This is a genomic window from Stieleria neptunia, from assembly GCF_007754155.1.
Taxonomy (GTDB): Bacteria; Planctomycetota; Planctomycetia; order Pirellulales; family Pirellulaceae; genus Stieleria; species Stieleria neptunia.
This window is the reverse complement of sequence record NZ_CP037423.1, coordinates 1,064,179-1,083,039: the sequence shown is the minus strand read 5'-3', so window position 1 is coordinate 1,083,039 and position 18,861 is coordinate 1,064,179. Positions and strand designations below refer to the sequence as shown.

The 18,861-nt window shown below is 60.0% G+C and carries 16 protein-coding genes; 8 read left to right on the top strand and 8 right to left on the bottom strand.

Features of this window, described 5'->3' with window-relative positions; translation table 11 throughout:
- Nucleotides 1-93: 93 nt before the first annotated feature.
- From Enr13x_RS03850 to Enr13x_RS37670, 5 genes are all read right to left on the bottom strand, one after another.
- A complete protein-coding gene (locus Enr13x_RS03850) occupies nucleotides 94-1,518 on the bottom strand; it encodes an MBL fold metallo-hydrolase (protein WP_145384783.1) in 1,425 nt (474 codons plus the stop codon).
- A 34-nt stretch (nucleotides 1,519-1,552) separates the two neighbouring features.
- The gene (locus tag Enr13x_RS03845; RefSeq protein ID WP_145384782.1) at nucleotides 1,553-2,377 is read right to left on the bottom strand and encodes a sulfite exporter TauE/SafE family protein; all 825 of its coding nucleotides are present in this window, start codon (nucleotides 2,375-2,377) and stop codon (nucleotides 1,553-1,555) included.
- A complete protein-coding gene (locus Enr13x_RS03840) occupies nucleotides 2,365-2,919 on the bottom strand; it encodes a rhodanese-like domain-containing protein (protein ID WP_145384781.1) in 555 nt (184 codons plus the stop codon). The genes Enr13x_RS03845 and Enr13x_RS03840 overlap by 13 nt, the downstream gene beginning before the upstream one ends.
- Nucleotides 2,920-3,024: 105 nt before the next feature.
- Nucleotides 3,025-3,360, bottom strand: a complete 336-nt coding sequence (locus tag Enr13x_RS03835; protein WP_145384780.1) for an ArsR/SmtB family transcription factor — start codon at nucleotides 3,358-3,360, stop codon at nucleotides 3,025-3,027.
- Nucleotides 3,361-3,561: 201 nt separating this feature from the next.
- The gene (locus Enr13x_RS37670; protein ID WP_197455760.1) at nucleotides 3,562-3,843 is read right to left on the bottom strand and encodes a hypothetical protein; all 282 of its coding nucleotides are present in this window, start codon (nucleotides 3,841-3,843) and stop codon (nucleotides 3,562-3,564) included.
- Here Enr13x_RS37670 and Enr13x_RS03830 point away from each other — a divergent pair.
- From Enr13x_RS03830 to Enr13x_RS03800, 7 genes are all read left to right on the top strand, one after another.
- Nucleotides 3,842-6,586, top strand: coding sequence for a cation-translocating P-type ATPase (locus Enr13x_RS03830; protein ID WP_145384779.1), 2,745 nt, complete (start codon nucleotides 3,842-3,844; stop codon nucleotides 6,584-6,586). The two genes, Enr13x_RS37670 and Enr13x_RS03830, sit on opposite strands and share 2 nt — an antisense overlap.
- 71 nt (nucleotides 6,587-6,657) lie before the next feature.
- Nucleotides 6,658-6,924 (top strand): hypothetical protein, encoded by a 267-nt coding sequence (locus tag Enr13x_RS03825; RefSeq protein WP_145384778.1) that lies wholly within the window; start codon nucleotides 6,658-6,660, stop codon nucleotides 6,922-6,924.
- A gap of 97 nt (nucleotides 6,925-7,021) precedes the next feature.
- On the top strand, nucleotides 7,022-8,017 hold the full coding sequence (locus Enr13x_RS03820) for a potassium channel family protein (RefSeq protein WP_197455759.1): 996 nt from the start codon (nucleotides 7,022-7,024) through the stop codon (nucleotides 8,015-8,017).
- 32 nt (nucleotides 8,018-8,049) lie between these two features.
- Nucleotides 8,050-9,423, top strand: coding sequence for a hemolysin family protein (locus tag Enr13x_RS03815; RefSeq protein ID WP_145384776.1), 1,374 nt, complete (start codon nucleotides 8,050-8,052; stop codon nucleotides 9,421-9,423).
- The gene (locus Enr13x_RS03810; RefSeq protein WP_145384775.1) at nucleotides 9,420-10,700 is read left to right on the top strand and encodes a hemolysin family protein; all 1,281 of its coding nucleotides are present in this window, start codon (nucleotides 9,420-9,422) and stop codon (nucleotides 10,698-10,700) included. The genes Enr13x_RS03815 and Enr13x_RS03810 overlap by 4 nt, the downstream gene beginning before the upstream one ends.
- Nucleotides 10,701-10,719: 19 nt before the next feature.
- Complete coding sequence (locus Enr13x_RS03805) at nucleotides 10,720-11,607, top strand: 1-acyl-sn-glycerol-3-phosphate acyltransferase (RefSeq protein ID WP_145384774.1); 888 nt, start codon at nucleotides 10,720-10,722, stop codon at nucleotides 11,605-11,607.
- A 49-nt stretch (nucleotides 11,608-11,656) separates the two neighbouring features.
- Nucleotides 11,657-13,915, top strand: a complete 2,259-nt coding sequence (locus tag Enr13x_RS03800; RefSeq protein ID WP_145384773.1) for a TIGR00730 family Rossman fold protein — start codon at nucleotides 11,657-11,659, stop codon at nucleotides 13,913-13,915.
- A gap of 101 nt (nucleotides 13,916-14,016) precedes the next feature.
- Here the strand turns inward: Enr13x_RS03800 and Enr13x_RS03795 are convergent, their stop codons facing one another.
- Nucleotides 14,017-14,976, bottom strand: a complete 960-nt coding sequence (locus tag Enr13x_RS03795) for an NHL repeat-containing protein (RefSeq protein WP_145384772.1) — start codon at nucleotides 14,974-14,976, stop codon at nucleotides 14,017-14,019.
- An 18-nt stretch (nucleotides 14,977-14,994) separates the two neighbouring features.
- Nucleotides 14,995-15,852, bottom strand: a complete 858-nt coding sequence (locus Enr13x_RS03790; RefSeq protein ID WP_145384771.1) for an outer membrane protein assembly factor BamB family protein — start codon at nucleotides 15,850-15,852, stop codon at nucleotides 14,995-14,997.
- A gap of 228 nt (nucleotides 15,853-16,080) precedes the next feature.
- Here Enr13x_RS03790 and Enr13x_RS03785 point away from each other — a divergent pair, with 228 nt between their 5' ends.
- Nucleotides 16,081-17,505, top strand: a complete 1,425-nt coding sequence (locus Enr13x_RS03785) for a TonB-dependent receptor (RefSeq protein ID WP_145384770.1) — start codon at nucleotides 16,081-16,083, stop codon at nucleotides 17,503-17,505.
- Nucleotides 17,506-17,722: 217 nt separating this feature from the next.
- On the opposite strand, the gene Enr13x_RS03780 is transcribed toward Enr13x_RS03785, so the two are convergent.
- Nucleotides 17,723-18,451 carry a hypothetical protein gene (locus Enr13x_RS03780; protein WP_145384769.1) on the bottom strand — a complete coding sequence of 243 codons (729 nt, stop codon included), beginning with the start codon at nucleotides 18,449-18,451 and terminating at the stop codon, nucleotides 17,723-17,725.
- Nucleotides 18,452-18,861: the final 410 nt, after the last annotated feature.

The window sequence follows — 18,861 nt, the reverse complement described above, 5'->3', positions numbered from 1 at the left end:
GCGACCCTGCAGCATGCCGTGCCAGTACAAGGCGGGAAGTCCAAACTTTTTCAGCAGGAAAATGGAGGCAAACTCGGGGGCGTTGATGCCCGATCAACTGCTCATCGCCGGTTGCGACTTCACACTCGGCAATCCGTCGGCCTTCCAGGCGACATATCCGCCGGTCAGGTTGATGACGTTTTTCAATCCCGCAGCCTGCAGGACGCTGGCTCCGATCGCCGAGCGTGCACCGCTGCGACACTGGACGACCAACGTCTGGTCGTTTGGCAACTGATCGGCACTCTCTGGCAAACGCCCCAGGAAGTGATGTCGAGCTTGTTCGATGTGCCCCGCATTCCATTCCTCTTGCGACCGCACGTCGATCAGTTGCACTTCACCCGCTTCGATGCTGTGCGATAGGTCGGCCGGCGATCCGGTGGCGTAGGTTTCGGTTGCCATCCCGGACGCTTGCACCGCTTCCATGTCATAGCCGCCCGCAATCTCTTCGACGCCGATCTTGTGCAGCACACGAGCCGCTTCCTCCAATTGCTCGGGCCGGCAAATCAGGTACGCCGGTCGGTCGTAATCGACCAACCATCCCGCCCAAGTCGACAACATGTCCAGGGGCAGATTGATCGTCCCGGGAACGTGCCCTTTGGCGTACTCGGGCGATGGCGTCAAATCGACCACCGTCCCCAAGCGGACGGCGTCGACAAGCCCGGCGACGTCCAGCATCTTGTGGTGGTGTCCCATGCCGAGAATGCGTGGTCCCTGCTTGTTCACACGTTTCATCACCGCAAAGTATTTGGGAGCCTCGGGCTGGTCGGCCAGAATGTATTGCACGAACGCTTCTTCGTCGCTGAACTGAAGCGCGGGGTTGAACCGTTTCTCGTAGCCCACCGTGGACGACGGGATCGCACCAAGCCCCTTGCCGCAAGCGCTGCCGGCGCCGTGGGCGGGCCAGACTTGCAGATAATCCGGCAGCGTCTTGAAACGCTCGACCGACGCGAACAGATCGCGCGCACCGCTTTGTGCTGTGCCCACCATTCCCGCGGCTTCTTCGAGCAGATCCGGTCGCCCGATCGAACCGACGAACACAAAGTCGCCGGTGAAGATGCCCATCGGTTTGTCGGCGCCGCCGCCTTGGTCGGTCAACACGAACGAGATGCTTTCGGGCGTGTGCCCGGGCGTGTGCATGACGTCGAAGCGGATGTTGCCGACCATGAAGTGATCGCCGTCGTGCAAACGTTCGCTGTCGTATCCGTCGAGGAATTGGTACTTCCACTCGTCGGGCCCTTCGTCGGACACGTACAGTTTGGCGTTGACCCGGTCGGCAAGCTCACGGGCACCGGAAACATAGTCGGCATGAAGGTGTGTCTCGGCAACCGCGGTGACTTGGAACCCCTCTTGATCCGCCATCGCCAGGTACTGATCGATGTCGCGGCCGGGATCCACGACGACGGCCACGCCCGCCCGCTGGCAGCCGACCATGTAAGACGCGTGGGCGAGTTTCTGGTCGTAAAAATATTTCAGCAACATGATTCGTGTTCCCTCCTGAAGGTACGGGGTTGGATTACAACACCACTGATTTGAAGATCACAAAGACCGCGACCAACACGACCGCGATCGAAAATGTTTTTTGAAGCGTGGGACCTTTCAGACACGTCGCGATGACGCCGCCCAGCCACATGCCCGCGAAACCACCCACCAAGAATTGCAGCGTCGTTTGAAGCGATAACTCGTTGCCGCCGGCGATGTGGGATGCCACTCCGCTGATGCTGACCAGGACGATCACAAACAACGACGTTCCGACGGCTTGATGGATCGCCATCCCGCTGAACAACACCAGCGCCGGGACGATCACAAACCCACCGCCGACGCCGAACATGCCCGACAGCACACCCGTCATCAGCCCCACGTAGACCAGCAACCGGGCACAACGAGAGGTCAACCGCAGCTTGCCGTCGGCGTCCCGCTGACATGCACTGCGGTCCCGCCCCGGTTCGCTTTCGGTCGTGCAAACTCCGCTGGCCACCTTCGGGTTCTTGGCCTTGGCCCACATGCGAGAGGCGACGACGAACATCAACAGCGCGAACATCAGCAACAGGGCATTCTCGGGAACGAGCTTCGATAAGTACGAACCCAAGGGCGCGCCCAGCATGCCGGCGACTGCGAATAGGAAACCCGTCCGCAATTCGACCTCGCCGCGAACCAAGCGTGGGATCGCCCCCGAGAGCGCCGTGCCGCCGACCGCGGCCAGCGAGATCCCGACCGCCTCGCGCGGTGCAACGCCCAGGCCGTAAACCAACAGCGGGACCGCGAACACGCCGCCGCCGCCCCCGGTCAATCCCAGCGCGAAGCCGACGATGCTGCCGAACAGGATGGCTAGGCCGAACATGACCCTTCACAACCCCCGTCGACACACTGGTTCCATGGCATCTTGGCGATCATCGACGACATCGGGCAATAACCCGTCAGCCCGGCAAACACCAGCCCCGCACCGATGAACGCGGAGAGCGCCACGAAGGCCGGGTGAACGAACTGCGCCAAGACGACGCCCAGCACCGTCAACGTCCCGGCGGTGATTTGCATCTGCTGCGGTAGCGGCAACGACTTCTTGCCGCGCACCACGGGAAGCCCCGCTTTGTCCCACGCCAGTGTGCCGCCTTCGACGTTGACGACGTTTTCAAACCCCGCGTCGATGAATGTCTGGCAGGCCTGTTTTGAACGGTTCCCGCCGCGGCAGATGACATACAAGGGCCGATCGGCAGATCCGTTTCGCTCGGCCATCACACGGCGGGGATCAAGCGATTCCAAGGGAACGTTCCGCGCACACTCCGCGTGGACCGCGCGATACTCCGTCGGCATACGGACGTCGATGACGTCGACTTCGGTACGCCCCTGTGCCTCGGCCAATCGCTTCACATCAATGGTCTGCATTCGATTTTCCTCTCGGTTCCGTTTGTGATTTCCAAATACTCGTCATGTCGCAATGCGACGAGATGTCGTGATAAAAAAAGGGGCGGGATTCCGGGGCCCGGCGTTTCACTCGATTCCGCAGGTCAAAAAGCGGCCTTCGATGCAAGCCATCAATTGCGCCAAGTGGGGTTCGGCAACTTGGTAGTAGACCTTGCGTCCCTCGCGTTGGCTGACCAAAAAGCCACAGCGTTGCAACAGCCGCAAGTGCTCCGACGCCACGTTGTCCTGGGTCTCACAGTCCTTGGCGATTTCGCCGACGGTGTAACGGACGTGCAACAACAACTGCACGATCCGCAGCCGGACCGGGTGGGCGAGTGTTTTGAGGCACTCTGCTGCCAGGGCAAAGTCACCGACATGCCCGGGCGGCTTCGTTTGATTCTGGGGGTTCGCTTTGGCGGTCATCGCATCTCCGTGGTTTTCTTATATCAATATATCGCCACGTCACGAGGTGTCAATAAATGTTTCTTGATGGAGTTGTAGGTTTTTGTCGGAAACACTCCCTCCCTTGTTCCCGGGCTCCGCCTGGGAACGAGTTGAATGATTACTGAGCCCACAGATGGCAGCGCGAACCCACGGATGACAGGGTGTAAAAAATCCGTGGGTTCACGCTGCCATCCGTGGGTCGTGTTTTTGATCGTTCGCCCAATGAAATTGCTGGAGATGCTCCGGCGCGGGCACCTCGACTGTGCACATCCGCGCAGTGACGACGATCCAGAGGGCTTGGGCGTCGCCGAAACGTATGTCGTCAACACAAAATGAACCCGGCTTATTGAAAAACACTGGAAACAGCATTCTCAAGGTCGCGTAGACTGATTCCAGATCGGAACCGGCAGACGGTCCGCCATCAGGACGCTCGTCACACGAATTCAGTTCGCCATCGACCATGGATCATTGTTCACAGACATTGTTGGCCTGGCATGCGCTGGACGTGGACGGCGTCGTGCGGAAACTCGAAGCGGGCGAGCATGGGCTCAGCGAAACCGAGGCGGCGGCGCGTTTAGCCCGATACGGTCCGAACCATCTGCCGCGAAAACCGCCGACGCCGTTGTGGGCGATTGTGCTGCGCCAGTTCCGCAGTCCGTTGATCTACATCCTCGCCTTGGCGGCATCGGTTTCGGTGGCCTTGGGGGATGTGAAGGACGCGGCGTTTATTGCCGGCGTGCTGGTGCTCAACGCCGTGATCGGTTCGTTCCAAGAATGGAAGGCCGAACAGAGTAGCCACGCGCTGAAAAAGCTGCTCCAAATCCGCGCCTCGGTGCATCGCGACGGGAAGGTGCGCGAGGTGCAAGCGGAGGACGTGGTGCCGGGAGACATCGTGTGGCTGGAATCGGGAAACCGCGTGCCGGCGGACATTCGCTTGCTCTCGGCCCACGGGCTGGAGTCGGATGAGTCGCTGTTGACGGGCGAATCGTTGCCGGTGGTGAAAGAACCCGGCTGGATTGGCGGCGAGGCGACACCGGTGGCCGATCGATTGAACATGACGTATGCCGGTTCGATCATCACTCGCGGGCGCGCCAAGGGGTTGGTGGTCGCCACGGGAACGGCGACCAGCGTGGGCCAATTGGCGTTGGACGTGCTGGGCGAATCCGGTGGGCGTCCTCCGCTGCTGGTGCGGATGGAACGCTTCACGCAAGTGATCGCGGTTGCGGTGCTCGTCGCGGCAACCATCATCGGTGCCTTGGGTGTCGGGTTCGGCGGCTATTCGGCGGAGGAGATGTTCATGTTTGCCGTCGCCTTGGCGGTCTCGGCGATTCCCGAGGGGCTGCCGGTGGCGATGACGGTGGCGTTGGCGATCGCGACGACTCGGATGGCGGGGCGTGGGCTGATCGTGCGGCGTCTGACCGCCGTGGAGGGACTCGGCAGCTGCACGCTGATCGCCACCGACAAGACCGGAACGCTGACCTGCAACGAGCTGACCGTTCGCCAGGTCTGTTTGCCCGACGGCGAAATGTTTCAAGTCACCGGGGAAGGATTTCGTCCTTCGGGTGAAGTCTTGCAAGACGGCAAACCGTTGGAACCGGGAAGTCATGAGCCGCTGGAAAGGTTGGCGCGTGCCGGGGTCCTCTGCAATGAAGCCGACCTGCATCAGCACGACGGATCGTGGACGTGGCGAGGTGATGCGGTGGACATTGCTTTCTTGGCGTTTGGTCACAAGCTTGGTTGGAACCATGAGTCGACGCTCGATTCCCATCCCCAGGTCAACCAGATTCCGTTCGAGCCGGAGTATCAGTTTGCCGCGTCCTACAACCGCGTCGCGGGTGGCGTCTCGGTGTTCATCAAGGGCGCTCCGGAACGCGTTTTGGCGATGTGCAGCGAAGCGAGTTGCGGCGAGGTCTCGCCGGCCGAGTGGGACGCGACGGCAGTGCGGATGGCGGCGCAGGGCTATCGAATTCTGGCTCTGGCGGATCAGCGACTGGATCACCCCATCGAATCCGATGAAGTCCCGCCGCCGCCTTCGCGATTGCGTTTCCTGGGCTTTGTCGGCATGATCGATCCACTCCGGCCGGGTGTCAAAAACGCCGTGCAGTCCTGCGGCGAGGCCGGCGTTTCGGTCTCGATGATCACCGGCGACCACCGCGTGACGGCGTTGGCGATCGCCCGCGACCTGGCGCTGGCCGATGACGAGAGCCAGGTGATGACGGGCGAACAGCTGCAGCAGAAAAGTCCGGACGAACTGGCGGAACTGGTTCGCAACATCCGCGTCTTTGCCCGGGTCGCACCGCGGCAGAAACTGGAGATTGTCAACGCCGCCCGCATGGCGGGTCACTTTGTTGCCGTCACCGGCGACGGCGTCAATGACGCCCCCGCGCTGCAGGCGGCAAATGTCGGTGTGGCGATGGGCAAGAGCGGCACCGACGTCGCCCGGGAAGCCGGCGAGCTGGTGATCAGCGACGACAATTTCGCCACGATCGTTGCCGGCATCGAAGAAGGCCGCGTGGCGTACGACAATATTCGCAAGGTGATCTACCTGCTGATCTCCACCGGTGCGGCTGAACTAGTGCTGATGGCCCTGGCGGTGGGAACCGGCACGCCCTATCTGCCCCTGATGCCGGTCCAAATCCTCTGGCTGAACCTGGTCACCAACGGGATTCAGGACGTCGCGCTGGCGTTTGAGCCCAATGAAGGGGGCGTGCTGTCGCGTCAACCACGCTCACCCAAGGAGCGAATTTTCAATCAGCTGATGATCGAGCGGACGGCGATCGCGGCGGTCGTGATGGGCATCATCGGATTCACCACGTTTCGCTGGTTTCTACCCGAGGGTGCAACCGACGCGGAAGTCGATTCGGCGCGAAACGCATTATTATTGTTGATGGTCTTGTTTGAGAACGTCCACATCGGCAACTGTCGCTCCGAGACGAAATCGGCCCTGGTGATGTCACCGCTCCGCAGTCCCATCTTGCTGGCCGGCGCGATCACCGCGTTCTGCATCCACTTGGCGGCCATGCACACCGCTTGGGGCCAGTTCGTGCTAGGCGCCGAACCGCTCGCCCCCAAACACTGGGGAATCTTGGTTCTATTATCGCTTACGATTCTTCCCGTGATGGAATTGCACAAATGGAGTTGGCGGAAACGCTATCCCAACCACACACAAACACGCGGGGATCGCAAACCCGACGCCGGTACGTGAAATTGGCACGAATCGTGCACACCTGAGTGATTCCAAGCCAGTCCCGCTCCCCCCATCCCAAGAGGCCGTCGATGTCCACAAGAAAAAGCGAACTCCTTGCCGCCTTGATCCACGACCTCAAACAAGAACGCGATGAACTGAAGCTGAAAGTCCACCTCGGCAAAATGGAACTGCAACAAGAATGGCAAGCACTCGAAGATAAACTTGACGAACTGAATCGCCGTTACGACCCGCTCAAAGATGCCGTCGAAGAAACCGCCGAAGACGTTTGGGATTCGCTCAAGCTGGTCGGCGGCGAGATTAGCGAAGGATTCAAACGGATTCGAAAGTCGATCTGAGCAGTGCTCCGACGGAGCGAGGCCATGACGGACCGCGTATGCTGGTGGCTGCGAAGCTGGCCGCTTGCCAATGAATTCCCGCCACCACAGAGAATCGATGCATCGATTGGCTTGGATCATCACCGTGCTCGTGATTCTGACGCTGGTCGGTGTCAGCTGGTTTTGGTTGGTGGAAGGGTGGTCGCTGCTGGATTCGGCGTACATGACGGTGATCACGTTGAGCACGGTGGGTTTCGACGAAGTCCGGCCGCTCTCGGCCAAAGGCCGTGTCTTCGTGATGGTCTATCTGGTCTTTGGATTGGGCGTGTTTTTATTCGCCGTCGTGCAATTGGGCGAAATGATCGTACGCGCCGAATTAAGAACTTGGTTGAGGAGACGAGGCATGAATTCGGCGCTCAAGGCGATGCAGGATCATTTCATTATCTGTGGCTTCGGCCGCATGGGCCGGACGATTTGTCGCCACCTGGCGGACCGGAAATTGAAGTTCGTCGTCGTCGACCAAAACGAAGAGAAACTGGCCAAGTGCGAAGAACTCGGTTGGCCTTGCGTCCGTGACGACGCGACCAGTGACCGCACGCTGCTGGACGCCGGCATCGAGCGTGCCCGCGGCATGGCGGTCGTCTTGGACAGCGATGCCGACAACCTGTACGTCGTCTTATCGGCCCGCCTGATCGCTCCAAATTTGCAGATCATTGTCCGGGCGATGGACGAGGACAGTGCGTACAAAATGGAAAAGGCGGGGGCCAACCGCGTGGTCAGCCTGCTCAGCTCCGGCGCCGCGACGATGGCGCAACTGTTGATCAATCCACAGGTCGAAGACTTTTTCGAGTTCGTCACCGGCACCGGTTCAGGCACCGCGTTGGACCTAGCCGAGATCCGCGTGACGGCCGAATCGCCGTGTGCCAATCACCCCCTATCGGCAACCGATTTTCGCAACCGCGGAGTCATCATCGTCGCCATCCGACGTGCCGACGGCGAGATCCTGCTGCCGCCAACGGCCGCGACGATGATTCGCCCCGATGACGTGTTGATCGCCCTGGGGAAAGTTTCTGCCGTGTCCCAGTTCCTGACCAGCGAACAACTCTCGTCCTAGCCGACGACCAACGCGTTGCTCTGCGAGAAACCATGAACGATCTGATCCCCGCCGTTAGCAGTTGGCAGACGATCGTCGATTATTTTGCGTTGGATACCTCGCAACTCTTCCAGGCGGACATGTTGCTGCGTTACCTGATTCAGGTGATCTTGCTGTGTGGTTCGGCGTTCTTTTCCGGTTCCGAGACGGCGTTGTTTTCCCTCTCCCACGTGGACTTTCAACAACTGCGTCAGACGCGGCATCGACATGCCGAAAAACTGCAGGCTCTGTTGGACGAACCACGGCGGCTGATCGTGTCGATATTGTGCGGAAACGAACTGGTGAACATCGCCGCGGTCGCCAACATGACCGGGATTCTGGTCGCACTCTACGGGGAAGCCAAAGCGGGTTGGATCGCGGTGCTGGTGATGTTTCCCCTGTTGCTGTTGGTCGGCGAAGTGACCCCCAAGACCATCGCGGTCACCAATCCGCGACGGATCAGTGCGGGAATCGTTGCCGGCCCACTGTGGCGGTGGGTGCGATTGATCGGGCCGATCCGTTGGCTGGTCCGCATCGTTTCCGACCGCATCACGACTTGGATCGTGGGGCCCCAACGTGAACCGTCCAACATTCTTCAAATTGACGAGTTCCGCAGCGTGATCGAAGACGTCGTCGAGACCGGCAAGCTGAACATCACCGCACGAACACTGATCAACAACCTGCTGTCCGCCGGCGCGACCGAGATCGTCAAGATCATGACACCTCGCACCAGCACGGTGTTTTTGAATGCGGATGCGGGCGTGGCCGAGATCATCCAACGTTTCAGTCAGGAGCGGCATTCACGGGTGCCGGTCTACCGCAATCACCGTGACAACCTGATCGGATTTCTGCACGATGACGACGTCGTTCGGCTGCACCTGGATGGCGCCGACTATTCGACGTTGGCGGTGGAGGACATCGTCCGCCCACCGATTGTCGTGCCGTTGACAAAAACCGTCGATGAAATGTTCGACTTTTTCGTCAAGAGCAAGGCCAGCGCCGCCGCCGTGCTGAATGAATTCGGCGGCGTGGCGGGGTTCATCACCGTCAACGACGTGCTGCGGTCGATTTTCGGATCGTTGACGCACCGCACGGATGCCCCGCAGCGAATCGTGCAGATCGGGCCAAACACTTACGAGGCCCCCGGCGACACGAAACTGGGTGAACTCGATCGCGTCACGAACTTTGACCTTCACGACCCCCGCATGACCACCATCGCCGGCGTCGCCTTCCGTCACATCGATCGGCTGCCCTGTGTCGGTGACCAAACCGTCGTCGACGGAATCACCATCACCGTTCTGGAAATGGACGAGCATCGAATCGCTCGAGTCCGTGTAAGCCGAGGCGAGACGGACGCACTGGACACCGAAACAGGAGCCCCCGAATGAGCATGCTGGACCTTGCCTGGGTCATCCCGGTGATGATCCTGATGCTGTTGCTGAAAGGGTTCTTTTCGGGATCGGAGATCGCGCTGGTCAACGCCGACAAGATCAAGTTGTCCCATCGGGCCAAGCAAGGAAACCGCGGCGCCCATCGCGTCGTCCAGCTCTTCAAGCGGCCGGAAAAACTGCTCACCACGACGTTGATCGGCACCAACATCTCCACGGTCGTTTTAACCACGCTCGGGACATTGATGTTCATTCACTTCGTGGGAAACCGGTGGGGCGACCTGATCGCGTTTTTGTTCTTCACCCCGCTGTTGTTGATCCTGGGCGAGATCGTGCCCAAAAGTATCTACCAGCAAGAATCGGACAGGATCGCACCGATCGTTGTCTTTCCCTTGAGTGCATTTGCGTGGATTTTTGCGCCGATCGTCTATGTGTTTTCGCGGATCGCGCGTGGTGCCGCGTGGCTGGCCGGCGGCGGTGCGACGTCACATCACCTGTTTATCACGCGCGACCAACTCCGCAGCGTCATTGAAATGGCCGACCGCGCGTCGAACACCACGGTCTTTGACCGATTTCGCATCGAACGCGCGATTCGCTTTTCCGAGACGACTGTCGGCGAAGAGATGATCCCCGTGGCCGACATGGTCGCCATCGACAACGAAAAAACGACCAACGATGCCGTCCAATTGATCCGTCGACGTGGTTTTCACCGGCTGCCGGCCTACCAAGGCGACACCAACAACGTGGTCGGGATCGTGACACTGACCGCATGGGATCTGCTCGATCCGACCACGATCGCAAAACCACTCTCAGATCAGATCCGGCCGGCCCACTATGTCTCGCCCCACGACCCGCTCGAAGAAGTCCTGCCGACGTTGCGCGATCGTGAGGACAAAATGGCGATTGTCGTCGATGAATACGGTTCCACGATCGGCATGATCACCATGGAAGACCTCGTCGAGGCCGTCGTCGGAGAAATCGATGTCGGCAACGAGTTCGCAGAACAGTCACCCCGTCAGGCCCGTCGGTGCCAACAGTTATCCGAAGACACGTATCTGATGGACGGCAGGCTAACCATCCACGAAGTCAACGACATCCTGGGACTGGATCTGCCCGCCACCGAATTCCATACCATTGGTGGGATGCTGGTCGCACGGCTGCATCATCTGGCCAAATCGGGCGAATCGATCGTCGAAGGCGGCTATCGGTTCACGGTCGAAGAGGCGTCCGCGACAACGGTTCGCAGAGTCAAGGTCACGCGGGAATCATTCGGCTAATCCAAGTGGAGCCAATCGCATGTATGAATCGAATCAAGAACCGCTGCCCGAGGGCGACGCGTCGGTCGTTTTCGCCGACCAGCTCGCCGAATTGAGACGACAGGCAAACGACAGCGACGACGAGTCAACCTTGGCGTCTGAAAATGTGACCCCAGAGAGTGTGGTTCGATGGGGGAACCAGAATCGACAGCTGATCGCCGGTCTCTGCCGAAGGCTGTTGCTGCCGGGCAGCAAGATCGACGGACTCTCCAACCTGCGTGAATTGGTTCGGCATGCCCAGGACGACAAGGCGTGCCTGCTCTGCCTCAACCACCGCTCCAATCTTGACGTCCCCACCTTGGATGCCCTGCTGACCGATCACGGCGAAGCCAGACTTTTTGATTCGCTGATCTGGATCGCGGGCCGAACGCTGGAAGAGGATACCGAGGTGACCCGAATGCTGGTGCAGTGTTTCAATCGCGTGGTCGTCACCCCGCATCGCTGGTTCCATTCCGGTCGCACCGAAGCAGAAGTTCATGAAGCGAAGACCATCAACGTCGCGGCCGAGCGTGCCCTTGCTCGATTGCGGCACGAAGGCTGGGTCTGCGCGTTGTTTCCCGCAGGCACACGGGCCCGACCGGACGACGAGTCGACGAAGCAGGCCATCGCGGAGACCGATAGCTACTTGCGGATGTTCGATTACCTGTTGCTGTGCCACATCGACGGCTGCACCCTGCCGGTCTCGCGAAGTCAGGATTTCACTCACGAGGTGCCGAAACTCGATCGTGTGGTTTTTACCTTCGGATCGGTGCGGCCGACCGATCAGTGGCGTGCCGAGATGGCCGCCAACTATCCCGATTTGGATCAACGGGAAGCGTCCGCCCGGGGCATCGGAGAGGAAATCGAATCGCTCGCGCCAAGCGACTGAATCCGGGGCCGCGACAAACGTATCCACCCCATCACCACGAAATCGAACCATGAAGATCACATTCCTGGGCGCCAACCGAAACGTCACCGGATCGCGTTACTGTCTGGAAGTCGGCCAGAAACGCGTCCTGGTTGACTGCGGCATGGTGCAGGAACGCGACTACGCAGCGCGAAACTGGGAACCGTGCCCCGTGGACGCGTCGAGCATCGCTGCGCTGGTCGTCACGCACGCGCACCTGGACCACATCGGGTCGATTCCCAAGTTCGTCGCAGACGGTTTTCAGGGAAAAATCTACGCGACCCGGCCAACGGTGGCGCTGGCCGAGGTGATGCTGAGAGACGCTGCGAAAATCCTGGCCGAAGACGTGAAATACAAACGGCGGCGTCATCGAGAAGAAGGACGCAAGGGGCCCCATCCGGCCGTGCCGCTGTATACCAACAAAGATGTCGACCACTCGCTGCACCTGTTCCGCGGCGTCAGCTATCGCACCCCGACCGAAATCGTCCCGGGAGTCACCGTCACCTGGCATGACGCCGGCCATATCCTTGGCTCCGCATCGCTCGAAGTGGCCGTCCGCGAGTCGGGCCGAGAACGGACGCTCATCTTTTCAGGTGATCTGGGTCAGCATGACACAGCATTGATTCACGACCCCACCTACTTTCGACAGGCCGACTATGTCGTCATGGAGTCGACCTACGGTGACCGTGATCATGAACACCACGGCAACATCGAAGAACAACTCGCGACGATCGCATCCGAAGCCATCGGTCGTGGCGGGAATTTGGTGATCCCGGTGTTCGCGATCGAACGGGCCCAGGAAATGATGCATTACTTTGGGCGATTGGTTCATCAGAATCGGATCCCCAAGGTGCCCATCTTTCTGGACAGCCCGATGGCATCGGACGTCACCGACATCTTTCGACGATTCACCAGTTGGTTGGATCAGGCAACACGCCGCGCGATCGAGGCCGACCAGGCCCCGCTGCAGTTCCCGGGGTTGACTCTGACGCGCACCGTCGATGAGTCAAAGTCGATCAACCACGTCAAAGGACCATGCATCATCATGGCCCCTGCCGGCATGTGCAACGCCGGGCGGATCAAGCATCACCTGCGAAATAACCTGCGCCGCCCCGAATCGACGCTCCTGTTCGTCGGTTTTCAAGCCAACGGGACGCTCGGCCGACGGATCCTCGATGGAGAGAAATGCGTTCGGATCCACGGACGCGAGTATCACGTCGACGCACAAGTCACGCAACTGTTCGGATTCTCGGGACACGCCGACCGGACCGGGTTGCTCAACTGGCTGGGGAACTTCGAACGATCGCCCCGCAAGCTGTTCTTGACGCATGGCGAAGAAGACGTCGCCCTCGCGCTGCAGGAGACGGTGCGCAAGCGTTTCGGGTTCGACGTGTCCGTCCCCGAGTACGCGTCCGAAGTGCTTCTCGACGACGACGGCCCCAGTCTGGTGGAACCGGGCCGAGAGATCGCGATCAACGTCCGCCGCCCCGTTGTGAAAGAGGCGGAACCGCAAGGGATCGCCGCCGTCGCAGCGAGTGATTTGGATGCCTTGCATCAAGCGGCTGCAGCTTCGCCGCCGATTGAAAGTCCCGAACACGATCCCGACCGAGAGTTTTTGGACAGCAGCGTGCATCGACCCGTCAGCTTCTTGCACGAGGATCCCTGGCGCGTCTTGCGGATTCAAAGCGACCTGATCCAGGGAATCGAAACGATGACCCGCGCGCTCGATGGACGCCGTCGCGCGGTGTCCGTTTTTGGCAGTGCCCGTTTGCCGGAAAGTGATCCCGCATACCAATTCGCTCGGCGGACGGGTCAATTGCTCGGTCAGCGAGGATTCGGAATCATCACCGGCGGAGGACCGGGAATCATGGAAGCGGCCAATCGTGGCGCCCGCGACGCCGGCAGTTTGTCGATCGGGCTGAACATCGAACTGCCGCGTGAGCAATCTCTGAATCCCTATTGTGACGCGTCCTACACCTGCCGCTATTTCTTCGTCCGTAAAATGATGTTCGCCAAATACGCACGGGGCTTCGTGATCTTTCCGGGCGGCTTCGGCACCTTCGATGAATTCTTTGAATCGTTGACGTTGATCCAAACCGAAAAACTGGCGCACTTTCCAGTCGTCTTGGCCGGAACACAGTTCTGGAAACCCCTGGTCGATTGGCTGCAGCACACGGTTCAAGAATCGGGCTGTATCGACGAGCATGACATCCGACGATTTCGTGTCCTGGATGACGCCGACGAAATCGCCGATTGGCTTGATGCGGTCATCGATGGAGGCGAACGGTAATCACGACGGGCCGCTTCGGTCACCGAGCAGAGCGCCGAAACAACCAGCACACACAAGACCGATACAATCAAAAGTGTCATTTGACAGACTTTTAGGGTTCACTAAGTCATTCGATAGAGAATCAATTCCCGCGCCGCGGCGTGCAGAACCCAAAGATGGTTGTCGCTGGACAACGCCAAATCAATCCCACCGACCCCGCACTTCAAATCCGGGTCCTCTCGATCCAAGACAGCCGGGGACTCGATCGATTCCGGTCCGGCGAGCTGCTGGAGGAATTGGCCGTTGGAGTCGAATCGCTTGATGCGCACTTGACCGGCCTCGGCCGTGACCCAGCTGCCGTCGGCAAGCTCGACCGTGGCCATCGGATTGCAGCAACCCTGGAACCCATCGATCTGACGAGAACGTTTTCCCCAGACTCCAAGACGCCTGCCACGCTGGTCGGTCATCACCACGCGATGGCGTGCCGGATCCGTGATCGCCAGTCCGCCTTGCGAGGAAGATGCGATGCGGCCGGCTACATGGATTGCCCGGTCGACGTTTTCGACGGCACGCCAATGATCGACGGCGGAATCGAGATCCAGTTGCCACAGACGCGACGCCGTCACGTCGGTCGCCATCAAGCGATCCCCTTGCTTGACGATGTCACCGACCAGACATCCCGCCCCGAGCGACGGCAGGGGCTGTGAATCGAACGACGAAAGTTCAAACCGAATCACACGGTCCCTGACACCGACAAACAGACTTTGTCGATCCACACACAGGCACCGGACGGGTCTCGAAAACTGGGACTGCCACAACACCTTGCCGTCATGATCGACTCGATGCACAGAATTACCGGCCGCGACAAAGACCGTCTGATCGGCAGCGGCGGCGATGCGCCGCGGCGACGGGCAATCGATCGGCACCCGTTTCACTTCACGCGGCGTCGGCTGAATCGTCTCGGTCGCCCCAGCACTTTCGGTCGCCCCAGCCACACCCGCAACGGCCAACGCGGTTGCGTTACAGGCGGACCCCTTCAGGAATCCGCGACGATTCTCGCCGTGCTTCGTCGTTCGGTTCATGGTCGTCTCTCGCATGCGTCAAGGTTCACGTGAAGAAAGTTGAATACAGATCAATTCGAATTGGCTGCGCAAGTACAGACGATCGCCCACGATCGCCGGATGCGACATGCTTTCGGGGTGCTCGCCTTGCATGGGCCGCCACTGGGAAACGATCGCCAACCCGTCGGCGGTTGCGTCGAGCAGCAAGAGATCACACTCGGATCCCCACAACAGCACGCGTCCGTTGCCGGCGATCAAACACGTGTGATCGTAAAATCGTTCATCGGCTTCACTCCACAACGTTTCCAGCTGATTGGATCCGTCGATGCAGAACAATTCTCCATACGCCGTACAAAAAACACGCGACGCGTCCTCCAAGTCGACCACCACCGGTGTGCAGGTGTCGGGAGCGCAATCCAAATTGTGCCAAACCGGTTGCGGATCGATCTGTCCATCGTCTTTGAACCGATACCAGCGCATCGCATTGTTTTCGGTCGCCAGCAAAACGCCGTCTTGAAAGGGAACCGGCGTTCCGACATGGAAGTCACTCTTTTCCGGCGGAATCAGTTCCCAGAGACGTCGCCCCGTCGTCAGATCCCATCCGCCCAGTCCCGGCGAATCGTAGCCGATGACCTGTTCGCGGCCGCCAAACGATCCGTAAATAAACGGCGCGTAAGCCGGTGCGTGCCCTTTCGTTTTCCAAAGCGTGGCGCCGGATTCCAAACTCAACGCGGCCAGCGACGCGTCCGCGCTGCCGGGTGCCACCACGACCCGATCACCGACGACCAGTGGCGGCACGCTGAATCCCCAGGTCGGAACTTCGCCGCCGAAATCGGCAACCAAACCATCGAGAAAAGGAAACGGGGGCTGCGGTCCGGGCGAGCCCCGCCATTCCATTGAAACAGATTTTGGCGTCGTCGGTATCGAACAAAACGCATCGAGGAGGCCAAAAATGGCCAGATCGAACGTCCGCGACGGTAACTTCCTGTCGGCCGGTGCCCCTTAAACACGCCCTAACGGTCGACGATCACCCAACGCGAACGCCTGGCCCAAAGACGGGACGCGAATCCGATAGACTGCCGACGATGAGACGGCTTCGCTCCCTTCCGCTGACCCGAAGATTCTATGCCAAACTCGTACCCCATCAGACCCTCGGTCGAAACCCTCAGCACTCGTCAAAAGGCGCTCGACGTGAACCTCGATTCGCGTCGCTATGGAACGTTCGCCGAAATCGGAGCCGGCCAGGAAGTGGTGCGGTGGTTCTTTCGCGTCGGCGCGGCTGCCGGAACGATCGCCAAAAGCATGTCGGCGTACGACATGAAGGTCAGCGATGCGATCTATGGACGCGCGTCGCGTTATGTCTGTCGCGAACGCTTGCAAGCGATGCTGGACTATGAACACGCCTTGAACCTGGATCGATTGCGTGAAACTCGTGGCGACACCACGGCGTTCTTTGCCTTTGCCGATACGGTCTCGGCGCGAAACTTTCACGGCACCAACCAATGCCACGGCTGGATGGGCATCAAATTCCAGGCACACCCGCGTGACGAAGACAGCCAAATCATCATCCATGTGCGGATGTTGGACAACGAAGCGGCGCTACAGCAGGAGGCACTCGGTATCGTCGGCGTCAATCTGGTCTACGGCGCCACGGCATTGAACCACGAACCTGAATTGTTGGTTGATTCTTTGCTGGACGGATTGACGACGTCCCGGATCGAGATCGACATGATCGAGTTTTCCGGGATCGCATTCCGACACGTCGACAACCGCCTGATGAGTCTCAAGCTGGTCGAACTCGGCCTCAGCGGCGCGGCGATGTTTGCCGCGAACGGCGAAGTGTTGCAACCGTCGGAGTTCTTCTATCGCAAAGCGATCCTGGTGGAACGGGGCAGCTTTCGACCGGTGTGCAACGTCAACCTGGACATGCTCCGCTGTGCCCACGAAAAGTTCGCCGAACTGCCGAGGGTCGAGGGCAAAGAAATTGCCCAGGTGATGGAAATCACGATGAACAACCTGAAGTCCTCCGGTGAAATCGACCTGCGAGATTTTCTCGCCCGGGCCGACGTCATCGCCGCCTGTGGCATGCCCGTCTTGATCTCCGATTACTTCGAATATTACCGTCTGGCGGCGTATTTGTGCGGCTACACCAAGGAACCGATCGCGATCACGATGGGTGCGGCAAGCATGAAGGACTTGTTTGATGAAAAGTACTACACCAAACTGCAGGGCGGCGTACTCGAATCATTCGGCAGACTGTTCAAGAATGACTTGAAGGTCTTTTGCTATCCGATGGAAGATCGCGAGACCGGCGAACTGGTGACCAGCGAGAATTTCAAGACGAAATCCGAACTGCAGCAATTGTACGACTACATTCACAACCGGGGCGACATCATCAACCTGGACAATTTCGATCCGTCCTGTTTGAAGATCTTCTCACGCGATGTGCTGGCGCAGATCAAGAAAGGGGACTCCGAATGGGAGTCCAAGGTTCCGCTGCCGGTTGCCGAAGTGATCAAGTCCAAGGCGTACTTCGGGCTGCCGACCTAGAAAGGACGTCGGGGCGAGCCCTAACGACGACGGCCCGGAAGGGCCGTCGTACTGGAACAGCAGACCGTTGTACGACGTCCTTTCTAGGTCGTCGCCCGGAGTCCAACGGACGACGGCCCGGAAGGGCCGTCGTACTGGAAAAACCGGTGGTCCTATGCGCGGCATTGCCCTCAAGCCTGCACACCAACACATCTGCCCGTGCCATTGGAGAGACTGATCACTCCGCTGCGGGCTCGGCGTCTGCATCGCCCGGGGCCGCTTCGGTCTCGTCGGCTGCGTTTTCCTCTTTCACCGCGGCAGGCTGAGGCTCGACGGCTTTCTCCTCTTGCTGACGTCGCTCTTCTTCACGCTCTTTCTTTTCTTGGGCGAGCGCCTCTTGGGCGGCTTTCAGCTGGCGGTTGGCCGCTTGCGCACGTTTTTTCAGATTCGCGTTCTGCTCTTGGGCTTGATCGAGTTGCTCCTTCGCTTTGGCCGCTGCCTGACTGGCGGCTTTCTCAGCCTTGGTGGCAGCCTGCTTGGCCTTGGCGGCAGCCTGCTTGGCCTTGGCGGCAGCCTCTTTGGCCTTGGCCAACGCGTTGGTCGCGGCGTCGGCTCGCTTGGTTTGCTCGGCCAACTTCGCGGCTTGTTCGTCCAGCTCGGCGTGCAGCTTTTCCACCACTTCCTCGGACGCTGCGAGCGCCTCGTCCTTTTCCGCCGCCTGAGCTTTCATCTCTTCCAACTGTTCACGCAGCGCGACCAGCTCGGTGGTCAGCATGATGTTCAATTGGCTGGGTTGATCGCAGTGCGACGACGTCCGACAGGGTGCGGGGGCGCAAGCGGATTTGGAAGGCCGTCGCAGCAGACGAGCGAGCGGACCGCCACAGTCGGCGGCTGCACAATTCGTCACCGCACCATCGGTCAGGAGCAGTGCCACGAGGGTGAACGTTGCGGTCAGGGTGGTTTTCATCGTCTTGGCTTGATCGGGGGGATGGGGGGTGGGCTGGCCGGCGACAATCCGGCTTGTTGATCCAAGCCCGCATGCGTCAGCAAGGGGCCACGCGGTGCCGGTCGCCTAGGCGTTTGTGCCTGGCACGATTGCGTCGACTATCGGAACGCCCATCGAAGGGGCGGGCCGACTCGGACGCGGGACACCCCTCTATCCTAATCACGAATCTCAGATGTAAAGACGGGACCTGAAAGAAGCCCCGATGGACTGAGATCGCCCCCGCGACAAACTGTCGTCAGGGTCTCGGCGAGAAACCGGCGTGAAACCGGCGAGGGATCGGCCTTCCGTCGGGCGTGCCAGCACGGCGGGCTGGAGACCGGCTCCCACGTCGGTGCATGACAGGCCGACCGGATAGCGAACGTACCGTACCA